Origin of the sequence: Streptomyces sp. NPDC047453 (genome assembly GCF_040643155.1) — a bacterium.
Taxonomy (GTDB): domain Bacteria; phylum Actinomycetota; class Actinomycetes; order Streptomycetales; family Streptomycetaceae; genus Streptomyces.
On sequence record NZ_JBEYTS010000072.1, the window covers coordinates 1 to 17,310 of the forward strand.

Below are 17,310 nucleotides of genomic sequence, written 5' to 3' on the forward strand. Positions count from 1 at the left end.
TGACAGCCCCGCCGGGCGAGCCGGGGCGCCCCGGCTCGCCCGGCGGGGCTGTCACAGCCCGGCGGTACCGTCGGGTCATGACCACGGAGGCGAGTCGGAGCGGGCAGGCCGGTGCCGGGGAGCGGCGTCCGGCCGTGCTGGAGGGCGTGCTCGAGCGGATCACGTACGCCAACGAGGAGAACGGCTACACGGTGGCCCGCGTCGACACCGGCCGGGGCGCCGGTGACCTCCTGACGGTCGTCGGCGCGCTGCTCGGCGCCCAGGTCGGCGAGTCGCTGCGGATGGAGGGCCGCTGGGGCTCCCACCCGCAGTACGGCAAGCAGTTCCAGGTGGACAACTACACCACCGTGCTCCCGGCCACCGTCCAGGGCATCCGCCGCTATCTCGGCTCCGGCCTGGTCAAGGGCATCGGGCCGGTCTTCGCCGACCGCATCACCCAGCACTTCGGCCTGGACACCCTGAAGGTCATCGAGGAGGAGCCCAAGCGCCTGATCGAGGTGCCCGGCCTCGGCCCCAAGCGGACCAGGAAGATCGCCGACGCCTGGGAGGAGCAGAAGGCGATCAAGGAGGTCATGCTCTTCCTCCAGACCGTCGAGGTCTCCACCTCGATCGCGGTGCGCATCTACAAGAAGTACGGCGACGCGTCGATCTCGGTGGTGAAGAACCAGCCGTACCGGCTGGCCGCCGACGTCTGGGGCATCGGCTTCCTGACCGCCGACAAGATCGCGCAGTCCGTCGGCATCCCGCACGACAGCCCGGAGCGGGTCAAGGCGGGCCTCCAGTACGCGCTGTCGCAGTCCACCGACCAGGGCCACTGCTTCCTGCCCGAGGAGCGGCTGATCACGGACGCGGTCAAGCTCCTCCAGGTGGACACCGGGCTCGTCATCGAGTGCCTCGCCGCACTCGCCGAGCCCCCCGAGGACGGCGCCGACCCCGGAGTCGTGCGCGAGAAGGTGCCCGGCCAGGACGGCGGCGAGGCGGTGACGGCGATCTACCTCGTGCCCTTCCACCGGGCCGAGCTGTCCCTGTCCGCCCAGCTGCTGCGCCTGCTGCGCGTCGACGCCGACCGGATGCCCGCCTTCCGGGACGTCGCGTGGGACAAGGCGCTGACCTGGCTGAAGGGCCGTACGGGGGCCGACCTCGCCCCCGAGCAGGAGGCGGCGGTCAGGCTTGCGCTGACCGAGAAGGTGGCCGTGCTGACCGGCGGCCCCGGCTGCGGCAAGTCCTTCACGGTGCGCTCGATCGTGGAGTTGGCGCGGGCCAAGAAGGCCAAGGTGGTGCTGGCCGCGCCCACCGGCCGGGCCGCCAAGCGCCTGTCGGAGCTCACCGGCGCCGAGGCCTCCACCGTGCACCGCCTGCTGGAGCTCAAGCCCGGCGGGGACGCGGCCTACGACCGGGACCGCCCGCTGGACGCCGACCTGGTGGTCGTGGACGAGGCGTCCATGCTGGACCTGCTGCTCGCCAACAAGCTGGTCAAGGCCGTGCCCCCGGGCGCGCACCTGCTGTTCGTCGGGGACGTGGACCAGCTCCCCAGCGTGGGCGCCGGCGAGGTGCTGCGCGACCTGCTGGCCGACGGCAGCCCGGTGCCCGCCGTCCGCCTCACACGCGTCTTCCGCCAGGCCCAGCAGTCGGGTGTGGTGACCAACGCGCACCGGATCAACGCCGGGCAGCATCCGCTGACCGACGGCATGAAGGACTTCTTCCTCTTCGTCGAGGACGACACCGAGGAGGCCGGCCGGCTCACCGTGGACGTGGCGGCGCGCCGGATCCCGGCCCGGTTCGGGCTCGACCCGCGCAGGGACGTGCAGGTGCTCGCGCCCATGCACCGGGGCCCGGCGGGCGCCGGCACGCTGAACGGCCTGCTCCAGCAGGCGGTCACCCCGGGCCGCCCCGACCTGCCGGAGAAGCGGTTCGGCGGCCGGGTCTTCCGCGTCGGAGACAAGGTCACCCAGATTCGCAACAATTACGAGAAGGGGGAAAACGGTGTCTTCAACGGCACCGTGGGCGTGGTCACCTCGCTCGACCCGGTCGACCAGCGTCTGACGGTGCTGACGGACGAGGACGAGGAGGTGCCGTACGAGTTCGACGAACTGGACGAACTGGCGCACGCGTACGCGGTGACCATCCACCGCTCGCAGGGCAGCGAGTATCCGGCCGTGGTGATCCCGGTTACCACAGGCGCCTGGATGATGCTCCAGCGCAACCTGCTCTACACGGCGGTGACCCGGGCCAAGAAGCTGGTCGTCCTCGTCGGCTCGCGCAAGGCCATCGGCCAGGCGGTGCGCACGGTGTCGGCGGGGCGGCGCTGCACGGCGCTGGACTTCCGCCTCGGCGGCTGAAAACCGCCGTCCTGCGGGCCGGAAGCCGCTGTCTGACGCCACGTCAACAAAAATGATCGATCAAATGAGTCGTAAAGGTCACACAGCACTTCCCGTGGCCGAAGCGAGGGGGCAGGATGAACAGGTTGACGGCACTGAGTGCCGCCAATGGGCCCAATGGTCGACCCCGAGTGCACTCTCCTGAGCCAAATGGGGGATGGTAGAGACAGTCAGGGCACCTCGAAGATGAGGCACTACGTCGGTGAGGGAAGACGTGAGCGACAACTCTGTAGTTCTGCGGTACGACGGCGGCGAGTACACCTACCCGGTGGTCGACAGCACCGTCGGCGACAAGGGCTTCGACATCGGGAAGCTGCGCGCCCAGACCGGTCTCGTGACCTTGGACAGCGGATACGGCAACACGGCCGCCTACAAATCCGCCATCACCTATCTCGACGGTGAGCAGGGCATCCTCCGGTACCGCGGCTACCCGATCGAACAGCTGGCCGAGCGCTCCACCTTCCTGGAGGTGGCCTACCTGCTGATCAACGGTGAGCTGCCGACCGTCGACGAGCTCACCTCGTTCAAGAACGAGGTCACGCAGCACACCCTGCTGCACGAGGACGTCAAGAACTTCTACACGGGCTTCCCGCGCGACGCCCACCCGATGGCGATGCTGTCGTCGGTCGTCTCGGCGCTGTCGACCTTCTACCAGGACAGCCACAACCCGTTCGACGAGAAGCAGCGCAACCTCTCCACGATCCGCCTGCTCGCCAAGCTCCCGACGATCGCGGCGTACGCGTACAAGAAGTCGATCGGTCACCCGTTCGTCTACCCGCGCAACGATCTCGGTTACGTCGAGAACTTCCTGCGCATGACCTTCTCGGTGCCCGCGCAGGAGTTCGAGCCGGACCCGGTCGTGGCCGCCGCGCTGGACAAGTTGCTGATCCTGCACGCCGACCACGAGCAGAACTGCTCGACCTCGACGGTCCGCCTGGTCGGCTCCTCGCAGGCCAACATGTTCGCCTCGATCTCGGCCGGCATCAGCGCCCTGTGGGGCCCGCTGCACGGCGGCGCCAACCAGTCCGTCCTGGAGATGCTCGAGGGCATCCGCGACTCGGGCAACGACGTCGACACCTTCATCCGCAAGGTGAAGAACAAGGAGGACGGCGTCCGCCTGATGGGCTTCGGCCACCGGGTCTACAAGAACTTCGACCCGCGCGCCAAGATCATCAAGGCCGCCGCGCACGACGTGCTCTCCGCGCTGGGCAAGGAGGACGAGCTCCTCGACATCGCCCTGAAGCTGGAGGAGCACGCCCTGTCCGACGACTACTTCGTCGAGCGCAAGCTCTACCCGAACGTCGACTTCTACACCGGCCTGATCTACCGGGCCATGGGCTTCCCGACCGAGATGTTCACGGTCCTGTTCGCCCTCGGCCGGCTGCCGGGCTGGATCGCCCAGTGGCACGAGATGATCAAGGAGCCGGGCTCCCGCATCGGCCGCCCGCGCCAGATCTACACGGGCGTGGTCGAGCGCGACTTCGTCCCGGTCGAGGAGCGCTGAGCCTTCCGGCGGCGCCATTGGCCCCATAGCGTCACCCGGCCCCGTATCCCGCGCGAGTTCGCGGGTGCGGGGCCTCGTGCTGTGCGGAGCGCCCCGGAGGCGTACCGGTACGGGAACGGACCACAGAGGAAACGCAGCAGGAAGAAGGCCGAGGAAGAAGCGGAAGGCGCCCCGGAGCGCCGGTCCCCCCACGGGCCGACGACCAGGGCGCCTTCCCATGTCCCGGTGCGGATTCCCCCCACGGGATCCGGCCGGGCGTTCAAGGACCAGCGCCTGAATCGCTGTGAGCACAACGAGCAGAACTCGTCGCACCTGGTGCTGTGCGGTCTGCCGGGACGCGCACGCGCGGGAGGGCCGCTCAAAGCTTCCCGGTGTACGTGCCCCGGCAACGCACCTCTGAGGAAGTCCCCCAAGACATCCCCAGATGCCGGTCAGCGCCCCCCAAGACGCTGGCCCGACATCGCCAACTTAGACCTTCGAACCCCTTCGATGGTTACGTTCACATCACTGTGATCTGCGTCTCTTGCATATGTCCGTTAGGTACGCAAGAGCCCAAGTATGGCGACCGGTACCCAAGCGTAAGGATGATGCGCGAGCCTTGTGAAGAGCTTATGTGAGGCGCGCGTTGGACTCTAGAGGGACTCTTACTTCGGTCTCGACTGCTTTTCATTCAGCGGAACGTGCGCAGCCGCAGACTGTTCGTCACCACGAACACCGACGAGAACGCCATCGCCGCTCCCGCGATCATCGGATTGAGCAGTCCGGCGGCGGCCAGCGGCAGCGCGGCCACGTTGTAGCCGAAGGCCCACACGAGGTTGCCCTTGATGGTGGCAAGGGTGCGCCGGGACAGGCGGATGGCGTCCGCGGCCACCCGGAGGTCCCCGCGCACCAGGGTCAGATCCCCGGCCTCGATGGCGGCGTCCGTCCCGGTGCCCATGGCCAGACCCAGGTCGGCGGTGGCGAGCGCGGCGGCGTCGTTGACCCCGTCGCCGACCATCGCCACCGTGCGCCCCTCGGCCCGCAGCCGCCTGACGGCCTCGACCTTCTCCTCGGGCAGCACCTCGGCGACCACGTCCTGCGGGTCGATCCCGACGGCGCGTGCCACGGCCTCGGCGACGGCGCGGTTGTCCCCGGTCAGCAGGACCGGCCGCAGCCCCAGCGCGCGCAACTGCGCCACGGCCTGCGCACTGGTCTCCTTGACCGCGTCCGCGACGGCGATGACACCGCGTGCCGCCCCGTCCCAGCCGACGACGACCGTCGTACGGCCCTCGCTCTCCGCCTCGCGCCGGGCGCGCGCCACCTCCTCGGGCAGCTCCGCGGTGAGTTCCACGAGCCGTCCCACGGCCACGTCATGGCCCTCCACGCGCCCGCGCACGCCGCGTCCGGGGACGTTCTCGAAGTGCTCGACCGGGGGCAGCGGTCCGACCCGTTCCTCGGCGCCTGCGGCCACGGCCCGCGCGATCGGGTGCTCCGAGGCGTGCTCCAGCGCGCCCGCGAGGCGCAGCAACTGCTTCTCGTCGGTGCCCTCGGCGGCGTGGACCTCCTGGAGGGTCATCCGGCCCGTGGTGACCGTTCCGGTCTTGTCCAGGACGACGGTGTCCACACGGCGGGTGGACTCCAGCACCTCGGGGCCCTTGATGAGGATGCCGAGCTGGGCGCCCCGGCCGGTGCCGACCATCAGCGCGGTCGGCGTGGCCAGGCCCAGCGCGCAAGGGCAGGCGATGATGAGCACCGCGACGGCCGCGGTGAACGCGGCGGTCACCTCACCGGTGGCGAAGAGCCAGGCGAGCAGGGTGCCGACGGCGATGAGCAGGACGACCGGCACGAAGACCGCCGATATGCGGTCGGCCAGCCGCTGCACCTCGGCCTTGCCGCTCTGCGCGTCCTCGACGAGCTGCGCCATCCGCGCGAGCTGCGTGTCCGCGCCGATCCGGGTGGCCTCGACGACCAGCCGGCCGCCCGCGTTGACCGTGGCGCCGGTGACCGTGTCGCCGGGGCCGACGTCCACGGGCACCGACTCGCCGGTGAGCATCGAGGCGTCGACCGCCGAGCTGCCCTCGACGACCGCGCCGTCGGTGGCGATCTTCTCGCCGGGCCGTACGACGAACCGGTCCCCGACCGCCAGCGCGGCCACCGGGATCCTGGTCTCCGCTCCGCCCCGCAGTACGGAGACGTCCTTCGCGCCCAGTTCCAGCAGTGCCCGAAGCGCCGCGCCCGCCCGCCGCTTGGAGCGGGCCTCCAGATAGCGGCCGAGCAGGATGAACGCGACGACCCCGGCGGCGACCTCCAGATAGATCGTGGAGGCCGCGTCCACCCGGGAGACGGTGAGGCGGAACTCGTGGCGCATGCCGGGCATGCCCGCGTCGCCCAGGAACAGCGCCCACAGCGACCAGCCGAACGCGGCCAGGGTGCCGATCGAGACGAGGGTGTCCATGGTGGCCGCGCCGTGCCGGGCGTTGGTCAGGGCCGCCCGGTGGAACGGCAGTCCGCCCCAGACGACGACCGGCGCGGCGAGGGTCAGCGAGAGCCACTGCCAGTTCGTGAACTGAAGGGCCGGGACCATCGCGAGCAGCACGACGGGGGCGGCGAGGAGCGCGGAGACGACCAGGCGCCCGCGCAGGGAGGCCAGTTCGGGATCCCGCGGCGCCCGCTCCTCGTCCGGCCGGGACTCCGCGTCCGTCGCCGGTCCGGGTGCCGGCGGCGGGGGCTCCTCCGCCGTGTAGCCGGTCTTGACCACGGTGGCGATCAGATCGGCGACCGATACCCCGGTGGGGTAGGAGACCCTGGCCTTCTCCGTGGCGAAGTTGACCGCCGCGGTGACGCCGTCGATGCGGTTGAGCTTCTTCTCGACGCGGGCCGCGCAGGAGGCGCAGGTCATCCCCCCGATGAGGAGCTCGACCTCGGCGGCGCCGGGCCGGTCGGCCGTGGGCGTCTGCGGGGCGGCGCGGGTGTTCATCCTCGGAACTCCAGACGACGTACGGGCGGGTGGACCGGCCCTCGTCAGGCCTCGCCGACGAGTTCGAAGCCGGCCTCGTCGACGGCGGCGCGCACCGCCTCCGTCTCCAGCGGGGAGGCGGAGACGACGGTGACCTCGCCGGTGGAGGCGACGGCCTTCACCGAGCTGACGCCGGGCAGCTCGGAGATCTCGGCGGACACGGAACCCTCGCAGTGTCCGCAGCTCATCCCGCTCACCTTGTAGACGGTGGTGACGGTGTCCGGGGTGCCGGTCTGGGCGGTCATGTCGTTCTCCTCGTCGTGGTGGGTGGGGCGTAGGGGGCCACGGTGGCCCGCCACTTTCCAGATTATACCCCTAGGGGGTATTCCTCCAAGGAGCCGCGCCCGATGACCGAAGCCGGGTCGAGGCAGGCCGCACGACAGGCCGCCCGTGCCCGGGATGTGCCCGCGTACTACGGTTTCGCCGGCGGCGGTGTGCCGTAGTGAACCGGACGGAAGGCGAGGCGGCGGGATGCGGGCTGTGGTGTTCGAGCGGTACGGGGAGCCGGCCGAGGTGCGCGAGGTGGCCGACCCGAGGCCCGCGGAGCACGGGGTCGTGGTGCGCGTCGAGGCGACCGGCCTGTGCCGCAGCGACTGGCACGGCTGGCAGGGCCACGACCCCGACGTCGCGCTGCCGCACGTGCCGGGGCACGAACTCGCGGGGACCGTCGAGGAGGTGGGCCCCCGGGTGACCCGCTGGCGGCCCGGCGACCGGGTGACCGTCCCCTTCGTCTGCGCCTGCGGCACCTGCCCCGCCTGTGCGGCGGGCGACCAGCAGGTGTGCGAGCGGCAGACCCAGCCGGGCTTCACGCACTGGGGCTCCTTCGCCCAGTACGTGGCGCTCGACCACGCCGACGTGAACCTGGTCGCCGTGCCCGAGGGCCTGTCCTTCGCCACGGCGGCCTCGCTCGGCTGCCGGTTCGCCACGGCGTACCGCGCGGTGGTCCAGCAGGGCCGGGCCGCCGCCGGCGACTGGGTCGCCGTGCACGGCTGCGGGGGCGTGGGCCTGTCGGCGGTGATGATCGCGGCGGCCGCGGGGGCCAGGGTGGTCGCGGTGGACGTGTCCGCCCAGGCCCTGGACCTGGCGCGGAGGTTCGGCGCCGCGCAGTGCGTGGACGCGTCCGCCGTCAAGGACACGGCGGAGCGGGTGCGCGAGCTGACCGGCGGCGGCGCCCATCTCTCGCTCGACGCGCTCGGCTCGCCCGTCACCTGCGCGGCCTCGGTGAACGGCCTGCGCCGCCGGGGCCGCCACGTCCAGGTCGGTCTGCTGCCCTCCACGACGGGCACCACCCCGGTGCCCATGGCGCGCGCGATCGCCCTGGAACTCGAACTCCTGGGCAGCCACGGCATGGCCGCGCACGCCTATCCGGAGATGATGGAGCTGGTACGGGCCGGTGTGCTGCGCCCCGACCTGCTGGTGACGTCGGCCATCCCGCTGGCGGCCGTCCCGGACGCGCTCGCGGCGATGGGCACGGCACCGGGATCCGGGGTCACGGTCATCGAGCCGTGGAGCTGACCTGACAGTGCCCCACCTCGCGTGGGGCACCGTCATGCCGGCGAACGGGGAAGGGAGCCGGGCCCGCGGCCCGGCAGCGGTGGTTCAGTCGGCTCTGCGGCCGCGGTTGCCGGGCCGGGCGGCGACCCAGTCGCGGACGGTGTCGGCGTACCAGTAGGGCCTGCCGCGCTCCACATGGTCGGGTGGTGGCAGCAGGCCGTGTTTGCGGTAGGACCGCACGGTGTCCGGCTGCACCCGGATGTGCGCCGCGATCTCCTTGTACGACCAGAGCCTTCGGTCGGTCATGACGTGCACCTCCCCGCGCGCACCACGGCGGCGGCCGGAGAGGCCGTCGGGGGAGCCGGGCGCTGCGCTGGCGATCTCCAAGCCTGTGATCGGTGAACGACACGGACCGCGCACCGGCAAGCGGCTGTCGGCCGGGTGTGACCGGGGGGCCGCGTACCCGCGACATGTGTGACACGGCAGAGGTTTTTGTGACACAGCTGAAGCAAGCGATCTACCCGCCGGAGGGTTTACGCGACCGGATGGCGGACCCTCTCGTCCGTATGTCCGGACAAACCATTGACAGGGGTCCGTGCCCGGCACTAGAACCGGGGGAACCGGGGGAGTCGAGGCGAAGGGAAGCCGAGGGCAGCCGATGGCGTGCGACCTGATCACCGCGGGGCCGTACGCGCCCTGGGACGGCCCGTCCGGCCAAGAGTTTCCCCACCCGAGCGGCGAGGGCACGCTGGGTGCAGACCCGCACGCGCCCCGTGGCGCCCGGGCACAGAACGCCTCCGGCGCGGGACGCCGCTTCGCCCTGGCAGGAGCGAAGTGCGAGCGTCGACTCCCCGCCCGCTACGGCCCCGCGCCGGAGGTCCCGACAGCCCACCGCGGGGCGGCGGCCGTCCGCACCCCGCCCGGCCGCGGAATCCGCACACCGTCCGCACCGGGGCGCGCGGCGGACACTCCCACATGTGTCTACGCGGAGACGGAAACCGCAGACACAGTGTCGGGCGCGCCCTGGGCGTGTGCCTGGTGGGATGTACCTGTGGCCGGGACCGCGACGCGCCTGTCGCCGGTCACGGCACACGAGCTCGACGAACGGCACGTTTCGACCCGTCGCCGCCATCTGTGAAGGAGTAACCGGGCATGACGAAGATCGTCAACCACTGGATCGGCGGGAAGACCGCCGAAGGCGCCTCGGGGACGTACGGGCCGGTCACGGACCCGGCGACCGGCGAGGTCACCACGAAGGTCGCGTTCGCCTCCGTGGAGGAGGTGGACGCCGCGGTCGCCGCCGCCAAGGACGCGTACCTGACCTGGGGGCAGTCCTCGCTGGCCCAGCGGACCTCGATCCTGTTCAAGTTCCGTGCGCTGCTGGACGCCCACCGCGACGAGATCGCCGAGCTGATCACCGCCGAGCACGGCAAGGTGCACTCCGACGCGCTCGGCGAGGTCGCGCGCGGCCTGGAGATCGTCGACCTGGCCTGCGGCATCAACGTCCAGCTCAAGGGCGAGCTGTCCACCCAGGTCGCCAGCCGCGTCGACGTGGCCGCGATCCGGCAGCCGCTGGGCGTGGTCGCCGGCATCACGCCGTTCAACTTCCCGGCGATGGTCCCGATGTGGATGTTCCCCATCGCCATCGCGTGCGGCAACACCTTCGTGCTGAAGCCGAGCGAGAAGGACCCGTCGGCCTCCCTGAAGATCGCCGAGCTGCTGGCCGAGGCCGGGCTGCCCGACGGCGTCTTCAACGTGGTCCACGGCGACAAGGTGGCCGTGGACCGCCTCCTGGAGCACCCCGACGTCAAGGCGGTCTCCTTCGTCGGCTCCACCCCGATCGCCCGCTACATCCACACCACCGCCTCCGCGAACGGCAAGCGCGTGCAGGCCCTCGGCGGCGCCAAGAACCACATGCTGGTGCTGCCGGACGCCGACCTGGACGCGGCCGCCGACGCCGCCGTCTCGGCCGCGTACGGCTCGGCGGGTGAGCGCTGCATGGCCATCTCGGCCGTCGTCGCGGTCGGTTCGATCGGCGACGAGCTGGTGGAGAAGATCCGCGAGCGCGCCGAGAAGATCAAGATCGGTCCGGGCAACGACCCGTCCTCCGAGATGGGCCCGCTGATCACCAAGGCGCACCGCGACAAGGTGGCCTCGTACGTGGAGAACGCCGCGAGCGAGGGCTCCGAGGTCGTCCTGGACGGCACCGGCTACACGGTCGAGGGCTTCGAGGACGGCCACTGGGTCGGCATCTCGCTGCTGGACAAGGTGCCGACCAGCGCCAAGGCCTACCAGGACGAGATCTTCGGCCCGGTACTGTGCGTGCTGCGCGTGGACAGCTACGACGAGGGCGTGGCACTGATCAACGCCTCGCCGTTCGGCAACGGCACCGCGATCTTCACCCGGGACGGCGGCGCGGCCCGTCGCTTCCAGCTGGAGGTCGAGGCCGGCATGGTCGGCGTCAACGTGCCGATCCCGGTGCCGGTGGGCTACCACTCCTTCGGCGGCTGGAAGGACTCGCTCTTCGGCGACCACCACATCTACGGCAACGACGGCACGCACTTCTACACGCGCGGCAAGGTCGTCACCACCCGCTGGCCGGACCCGTCCGAGGCTCCGGCGGGCGTGGACCTCGGGTTCCCGCGCAACCACTGACCGTCGCACCCCCGATCGTCGCCGCAGGCGATGACGAGGCCGTCCGCTATGCGGACGGCCTCATCTTTTTTCGAGTGCGCGCTGCGGTTCCCGTACGCCCGTAAGGGCCCGAACAATCGGACCGTTCGACGAGTGAATCAGTTGTAGATCGTTGTTCCGCCGCGAATTCCGTAGGTTAACGACCATTGACTCGGCGGTTTTCGTTGATGTTCGATATCCGGGCCGGGAGCGGACGAGAGCACGTACGACCGCGAACCGCCGGAGGCGATAGCGCGCTCCCCGGCCCCTCACCTGTTGCACAAGTCGATCGGAACCGCTGCATGACCGACATGCTCCGCTCTGTCGAGAACGCCGTCCCCGAAGTGGCCGGCAGTCCCACAGAGGCGACGGACAGCCCCACCAAGCTCAAGCGCTCCATCGGGGTCGTCGGCGGCACCCTCCTCACCCTCTCGTGCGTGACCCCCGCCTCCACGCTGTTCGTGGTCGTGCCCGACCTCCTCGGCACGCTCGGCACCGCCACCGCCCTCACCATCGCCATCGGCTCCCTGCTCTGCATCGCCGTGGCGTTCTGCTACTCCGAGCTGGGCACCCTCATCCCCAGCGCGGGCGGCGAGTACGCCATGGTGTCGACCATGGCCGGGCGGCTGGCGGGCTGGCTGGTCTTCGTGCTGTCCCTGCTCGTCGTCATGATCGTCCCGCCGGTGATCGCGATGGGCACCGCGGACTACCTGGCGCCGATCGTGCACCTCGACCCGGCCTGGACCGGTGCCGGCGTGATGCTGCTGGCCACCCTCGCCGGCCTGCTGGACCTGCGCGCCAACGCCTGGATCACCGGCATCTTCCTGGTCCTGGAGGTCATCGCGGCGGGCGTGGTCGCGCTGCTGGGCTTCGCGCACAGCCACCGGGGCGTCGGCAGCCTGGTCTCCATGCAGGTGGCCGGCGCGGACGGGCACACGGACGCCGTGACGGCCATGCTCGTCATCTCCGGGCTCGCCATCGCGCTCTTCGCCACCCAGGGCTTCTCCACCGCCGTCTACCTCTCCGAGGAGCTGGAGAACCCGCGCCGCAACGTCGCCCGCACGGTGCTCGCCACCCTCGCCATCTCCTCCGTGATCATCCTCGTGCCGGTCGTCGCCATCACCATGGGCGCCTCCGACATCAAGGAGCTGGCCGCAGGCAACCTGAGCTCGATGGTGATCGCCTGGTCCAACTCCGCGGTCGGCACCTTCGTCAGCCTCTGCGTGGCCCTGGCGATCATCAACGCCGGCATCGTCATGGTCATCCAGAACTCCCGCGTGCTGTTCGCCTCCGCCCGCGACAAGGCCTGGCCCTCGGCGGTGAACAACGTCTTCTCCCGGCTCGGCCGCTTCGGCTCCCCCTGGGTCGCCACCCTCGCGGTGGGCGTCCCCGGCGCGCTGCTGTGCTTCGTCAACCTGGACACCCTGTACGGCGTCACGGGCGTCTCGGTGACCGGCATGTACCTGCTGGTCGCGGTCGCCGCGCTGCTGTCCCGCCGCGGCTCCCACAAGCACACGGCCGCCTGGCGCATGCCGCTGTGGCCTGCCGTGCCCGTGCTGCTCATCGCGTTCCTGGCCTACATCCTCAGCCGGCAGGAGATCACCTACCTGCTGTGGACGGGCGGCATCATGGCGGTCGCCACCCTCTACTGGGCCTTCTACCTCCGCCCCCGCCGCGACACCCGCTGGCTGGTGTCGATCCCGGAGGACACCCAGCCGTAGGACGACGCGCCGCGTACCGCGTCCGCGGTACACCGCGGCGGCCCCGTACTCCCCGGGGAGGGGCGGAGGTTCGGTCCGGCGGCGGCTTCGGTCGCCGGCGGCGGCCCGTACGGTGGAGGACATGGATCTTCGACTGCCCGGATTGCGCGGGCTGCCGCGGAGGCCCCGGCGCCTGCTGGCCGCCGGGGCCGCCGTCGTCGTGCTGGCCGGTGCCGGCACGTGGACGGCGATCGCCTCCGACGACCCGCCTCCTGTGCACCGCGCCGACCGGATGATGACCACGGGCGACGGGGTGCGGATCGACACCTCGTACTTCACCCCGGCCACGCCCGGCCGCCACCCCGCCGTCCTGCTCGGGCACGGCTTCGGCGGCAGCAAGGACGACGTACGGCGGCAGGCGCAGGACCTCGCCAGGGACGGGTACGCGGTGCTGACGTGGTCGGCGCGCGGCTTCGGCAGATCCACCGGCAAGATCGGGCTGAACGACCCCGAGGGCGAGGTCGCCGACGTCTCCAAGCTGATCGACTGGCTCGCGCGACGGCCCGAGGTGCAGCTCGACGGGCCCGGCGACCCGCGGGTGGGCGTGGCCGGAGCCTCCTACGGCGGAGCGATCTCCCTGCTCGCCGCCGGACACGACCGCCGGGTGGACGCCATCGCCCCGGCGATCACCTACTGGAACCTCGCGGACGCGCTCTTCCCGGGCGGCGTCTTCAAGAAGCTGTGGGCGGGCGCCTTCATCAACTCCGGCGGCGGATGCGCCGAGTTCGAGCCCGCGCTGTGCCGGATGTACGAGCGGGTCGCCGAGTCGGGCAAGCCGGACGCCGAGGCGCGCGCACTGCTCCAGGAGCGCTCGCCGTCCGCCGTCGCCGACCGCATCAAGGTGCCGACCCTGCTGGTGCAGGGCCAGACCGACTCCCTCTTCCCGCTCGGCCAGGCCGACGCCGCCGCCCGGGCGATCCGGGCGACCGGCGCCCCGGTCGACGTCGACTGGATCGCGGGCGGCCACGACGGCGGCGACCTGGAGACCGGCCGGGTCGAGGCACGCGTGAAGACCTGGTTCGACCGGTACCTCAAGGGCGAAAAGAACGCCGACACGGGCCCCGCCTTCCGCATCACCCGCACCGGCGGGGTCGACTCCACCGACGGCCGGGCCCTGCTGCGGGGCGCGAGCGGCAGCGCCTATCCGGGACTGGACGGCGGGCAGCGGTCCATCGCGCTGCGCGGAGGCGAGCGGCGCTTCGAGAACCCCGCCGGGGCCAACCCGCCCGCCGTGTCCTCCCTGCCGGGCCTCGGCGGCTCCGGTGGCCTGGCCCAGCTGTCCTCGCTCGGCGTCGGGGTGTCCCTGGACTTCCCCGGCCAGTACGCGCGGTTCGACTCCGCGCCGCTCGGCGGCGGCCTGCGCATCACCGGATCGCCCATGGTGACCGTCCACGTCACCTCGACCGCCGACGACGCGGTGCTCTTCGCCAAGCTGTACGACGTGGGACCGGGCAAGGAGCAGCCGGTGCTGCCCGCCCAGCTGGTGGCCCCCGTGCGCGTCGAGGGCGCCAAGGCCGGCAAGGACGTCACCCTCACCCTCCCGGCGATCGATCACGAGGTGCAGAAGGGCCACCGGCTCCGCCTGGTCCTCGCCTCCACCGACCTCGGCTATGCCTCACCGGCCGCCCCCGCGACGTACACCGTCGGCCTGAAGAGCGATCTGAAGGTGCCGACCGCGCCGGGCGTGACCACCGCGGCGGCGCCGCTGCCCGGCTGGGTGTGGTGGCTGCCGGCGGCCGGCGCGGCGGTCGCGCTCGCCCTGCTGCTGACCGCCCGCCGCCGCACCGCCGCGCCCGCACCCGACCCGGAACTGGCCGACGTCCCGCTGCGGATCACCGGCCTGAGCAAGCGGTACGCGAGGTCGGCGGACCGGTACGCGGTACGGGACCTGTCGTTCCAGGTGGACAAGGGCCAGGTCCTCGGCCTGCTCGGGCCGAACGGCGCGGGCAAGACGACCACCCTGCGCATGCTGATGGGCCTGATCCAGCCGGACGCCGGCGAGATCCGCGTCTTCGGCCACGCCGTCCGGCCCGGCGCGCCCGTGCTGTCGCGGGTCGGCGCCTTCGTCGAGGGCGCCGGCTTCCTGCCCCATCTGTCCGGCCGGGAGAACCTGGAGCTGTACTGGCGGGCCACCGGCCGCCCGCCCGAGGACGCACACCTGGACGAGGCCCTCCGGATCGCCAGCCTCGGCGACGCGCTGGCCCGCGCGGTACGCACCTACTCGCAGGGCATGCGCCAGCGCCTGGCGATCGCGCAGGCCATGCTGGGCCTGCCGGACCTGCTGATCCTGGACGAGCCCACCAACGGCCTCGACCCGCCCCAGATCCGAGAGATGCGCGAGGTGATGATCCGTTACGCGGCCGACGGCCGCACGGTGATCGTCTCCAGCCATCTGCTCTCGGAGGTCGAACAGTCCTGCACGCACCTGGTCGTGATGGACCGGGGACGGCTGGTGCAGGCGGGTCCGGTCGGTGAGATCGTCGGCTCCGGGGACACCCTGCTGGTCGGCACCGCCACCCCGGTGGAGGACCCGGTCGTGGAGAAGGTGTCCGCCCTGCCGGGCGTCGCCTCGGCACTGCGGACCGAGGACGGCCTCCTGGTCCGGCTGGAGACCGGCGGCACGGCGCGGGGGCTGGTCGTGGAGCTGGTCCGGCTGGAGGTGCCCGTCGTCTCGGTCGGCCCCCACCGCCGGCTCGAAGACGCCTTCCTCACCCTGATCGGAGGTTCCGCATGAGCACGCTCGCCGAGAGCAGCGAGGTCGCCTCCGGATACCGGGCGGGCCGCACCCTGCCCCTGAGGGTGGAGCTGGTGCGGCAGCTCAAGCGGCGCCGCACACTCGTCATGGGCGGCATCCTGGCCGCGCTGCCCGTCGTGCTGGCCGTCGCCTTCGCGATCGGCGGCGGTCCGGGCGGCCGCAGCGGCCGGGTGACGCTGATGGACACGGCCACCGCGTCCGCGGCCAACTTCGCCGCGGTGAACCTGTTCGTCTCGGCCGGCTTCCTGCTGGTGATCCCGGTGGCGCTGTTCTGCGGGGACACGGTGGCCTCGGAGGCGAGCTGGTCCTCCCTGCGCTACCTGCTCGCCGCGCCCGTGCCGCGGGCCCGGCTGCTGTGGTCCAAGCTCGTCGTCGGACTCGGGCTCAGCCTGGCGGCGATGCTGCTGCTGCCGCTGGTGGCCCTCGCCGTCGGCACGGCCGCCTACGGCTGGGGCCCGCTGGAGATCCCCACCGGTGGCGCGCTGGACGCGGGCACCGCGGCGCAGCGGCTGCTGGTGGTCGTGGCGTACATCTTCGTGTCGCAACTGGTCACCGCGGCACTGGCGTTCTGGCTGTCCACCAGGACGGACGCGCCGCTCGGCGCCGTGGGCGGTGCCGTCGGCCTGACCATCGTGGGCAACGTCCTGGACGCCGTCACGGCCCTCGGGCACTGGCGCGACTTCCTGCCCGCGCACTGGCAGTACGCCTGGGCCGACGCCGTGCAGCCGCACCCCGAGTGGTCCGGGATGATCCAGGGCACGGCGGTCTCCGTCAGCTACGCGCTGGTGCTGTTCGCCCTGGCCTTCCGCGGGTTCGCCCGCAAGGACGTGGTGTCGTAGCAGTCGCGCTTGCGGCGGGCCCGCCCGAACCACCGGGCGGCCCGCCGCGAACCCGTTCCCGTACGTGGTCGAGTTGACGTAGCTCCCCCACGAGTTCAGGCCGTTCGTGACGGTCGGCCCGCCGTCGCGGCGACGGCCGCGGTGGCGACAAACTTCCTCATCACTGACCAGTCCTTTCTGAAAAACCGCGTTCCACGCCGGAGCGCTCTGGTCAACTGCGCGGCCACACCCCGGTTTCTCCCGTTCACTCCGTCGGTCGAGGGTGCGGACTGATTGTGTGTTTTTTGGAATCCGTGATTTTCCGGAGTTTTGGATGCGGTGGCGTCCAAGCGGGTGAACCCCCGCAACCAAACATGCGGCGCCGGGTTGATGAGGGCGTAGGACCTGCGTCGCTAAGAGGAAAGGACCGCGCAGTGCTCAAGAAGGCAAAGGTCGCCGCGGCGGCCGCCGCTTCTGTCGTCGATATGCCGGTGACGGCCGCTCCCGCGGCGCTTGCCATCGGCGACGACAGTGGCCCGACCGTCTCGAACGGCGCCGGAGCCTCGTCGTCGTTCGGCAACTCGGCCACGAGGGCACTGTGAGCCCGCAGTTCTCGCCGACCCGGGGGTCGCTCAACAAGCCGTGCCTCGGCCTGGGCGACACCAGCGCCGGTGTGCTGCAGGCCGTCGACGTCCAGGACGTTCCGGTTCTGTCGGACCAGCAGAACCAGCAGTGCTCGGACACCTCCACCCAGGCCAAGCGGGACGCCGCGCTTTCGCACCTCCGGGACAACCTGTCGGTTTTCTCCGCCAACACCGGGAGCTGAGTCGAGTCAGGTGGCCCATGGTCCTTTGCCGCTTCGGCCGAGGACTGCCCGGACCTTTCCGAAGAGCTCTTTCCGGCAATGCAGTCGAGGGTGAATCGTATGGCCGC

The 17,310-nt window shown here is 71.4% G+C and carries 12 protein-coding genes and 1 pseudogene; 10 read left to right on the forward strand and 3 right to left on the reverse strand.

Features of this window, described 5'->3' with window-relative positions; translation table 11 throughout:
- Positions 1-77 precede the first annotated feature (77 nt).
- Complete coding sequence (locus ABZ818_RS35195; RefSeq protein WP_361423986.1) at positions 78-2,339, forward strand: ATP-dependent RecD-like DNA helicase; 2,262 nt, start codon at positions 78-80, stop codon at positions 2,337-2,339.
- 253 nt (positions 2,340-2,592) lie between these two features.
- Positions 2,593-3,882: a citrate synthase gene (locus ABZ818_RS35200; protein WP_225075241.1), complete on the forward strand. Its 1,290-nt coding sequence runs from the start codon at positions 2,593-2,595 to the stop codon at positions 3,880-3,882.
- 670 nt (positions 3,883-4,552) lie between these two features.
- Here ABZ818_RS35200 and ABZ818_RS35205 read toward each other — a convergent pair.
- Both ABZ818_RS35205 and ABZ818_RS35210 read right to left on the reverse strand, forming a co-directional pair.
- Positions 4,553-6,838: a heavy metal translocating P-type ATPase gene (locus tag ABZ818_RS35205; RefSeq protein ID WP_361423990.1), complete on the reverse strand. Its 2,286-nt coding sequence runs from the start codon at positions 6,836-6,838 to the stop codon at positions 4,553-4,555.
- Positions 6,839-6,882: 44 nt separating this feature from the next.
- Positions 6,883-7,122 (reverse strand): cation transporter, encoded by a 240-nt coding sequence (locus ABZ818_RS35210; RefSeq protein ID WP_141366633.1) that lies wholly within the window; start codon positions 7,120-7,122, stop codon positions 6,883-6,885.
- A gap of 226 nt (positions 7,123-7,348) precedes the next feature.
- Between ABZ818_RS35210 and ABZ818_RS35215 the strand changes: the two genes are divergently transcribed.
- Positions 7,349-8,392, forward strand: coding sequence for a zinc-dependent alcohol dehydrogenase family protein (locus ABZ818_RS35215; RefSeq protein ID WP_361423993.1), 1,044 nt, complete (start codon positions 7,349-7,351; stop codon positions 8,390-8,392).
- A gap of 84 nt (positions 8,393-8,476) precedes the next feature.
- Here ABZ818_RS35215 and ABZ818_RS35220 read toward each other — a convergent pair whose 3' ends face one another.
- Positions 8,477-8,677: a MerR family transcriptional regulator gene (locus ABZ818_RS35220; protein WP_361423996.1), complete on the reverse strand. Its 201-nt coding sequence runs from the start codon at positions 8,675-8,677 to the stop codon at positions 8,477-8,479.
- Between the two features lie 649 nt (positions 8,678-9,326).
- Here ABZ818_RS35220 and ABZ818_RS35225 point away from each other — a divergent pair.
- The 7 genes and pseudogenes from ABZ818_RS35225 to ABZ818_RS35255 all read left to right on the forward strand — a co-directional run.
- Positions 9,327-9,509 (forward strand): annotated as a pseudogene (locus tag ABZ818_RS35225) (hypothetical protein); the annotation flags it as partial.
- Between the two features lie 14 nt (positions 9,510-9,523).
- Positions 9,524-11,026 (forward strand): CoA-acylating methylmalonate-semialdehyde dehydrogenase, encoded by a 1,503-nt coding sequence (gene mmsA, locus ABZ818_RS35230; protein ID WP_361423999.1) that lies wholly within the window; start codon positions 9,524-9,526, stop codon positions 11,024-11,026.
- Positions 11,027-11,346: 320 nt separating this feature from the next.
- Positions 11,347-12,765, forward strand: coding sequence for an APC family permease (locus ABZ818_RS35235; RefSeq protein ID WP_361424002.1), 1,419 nt, complete (start codon positions 11,347-11,349; stop codon positions 12,763-12,765).
- A gap of 121 nt (positions 12,766-12,886) precedes the next feature.
- Positions 12,887-15,538: a CocE/NonD family hydrolase gene (locus tag ABZ818_RS35240; protein ID WP_361424005.1), complete on the forward strand. Its 2,652-nt coding sequence runs from the start codon at positions 12,887-12,889 to the stop codon at positions 15,536-15,538.
- Entirely contained in the window at positions 15,535-16,398 is an 864-nt protein-coding gene (locus ABZ818_RS35245) for an ABC transporter permease (protein ID WP_361424008.1), read from the forward strand. Before ABZ818_RS35240 ends, ABZ818_RS35245 begins: the two co-directional genes overlap by 4 nt.
- 413 nt (positions 16,399-16,811) lie before the next feature.
- Complete coding sequence (locus ABZ818_RS35250; protein ID WP_361424011.1) at positions 16,812-16,979, forward strand: hypothetical protein; 168 nt, start codon at positions 16,812-16,814, stop codon at positions 16,977-16,979.
- Positions 16,976-17,203 (forward strand): rodlin, encoded by a 228-nt coding sequence (locus ABZ818_RS35255; RefSeq protein WP_361424014.1) that lies wholly within the window; start codon positions 16,976-16,978, stop codon positions 17,201-17,203. The genes ABZ818_RS35250 and ABZ818_RS35255 overlap by 4 nt, the downstream gene beginning before the upstream one ends.
- Positions 17,204-17,310: the final 107 nt, after the last annotated feature.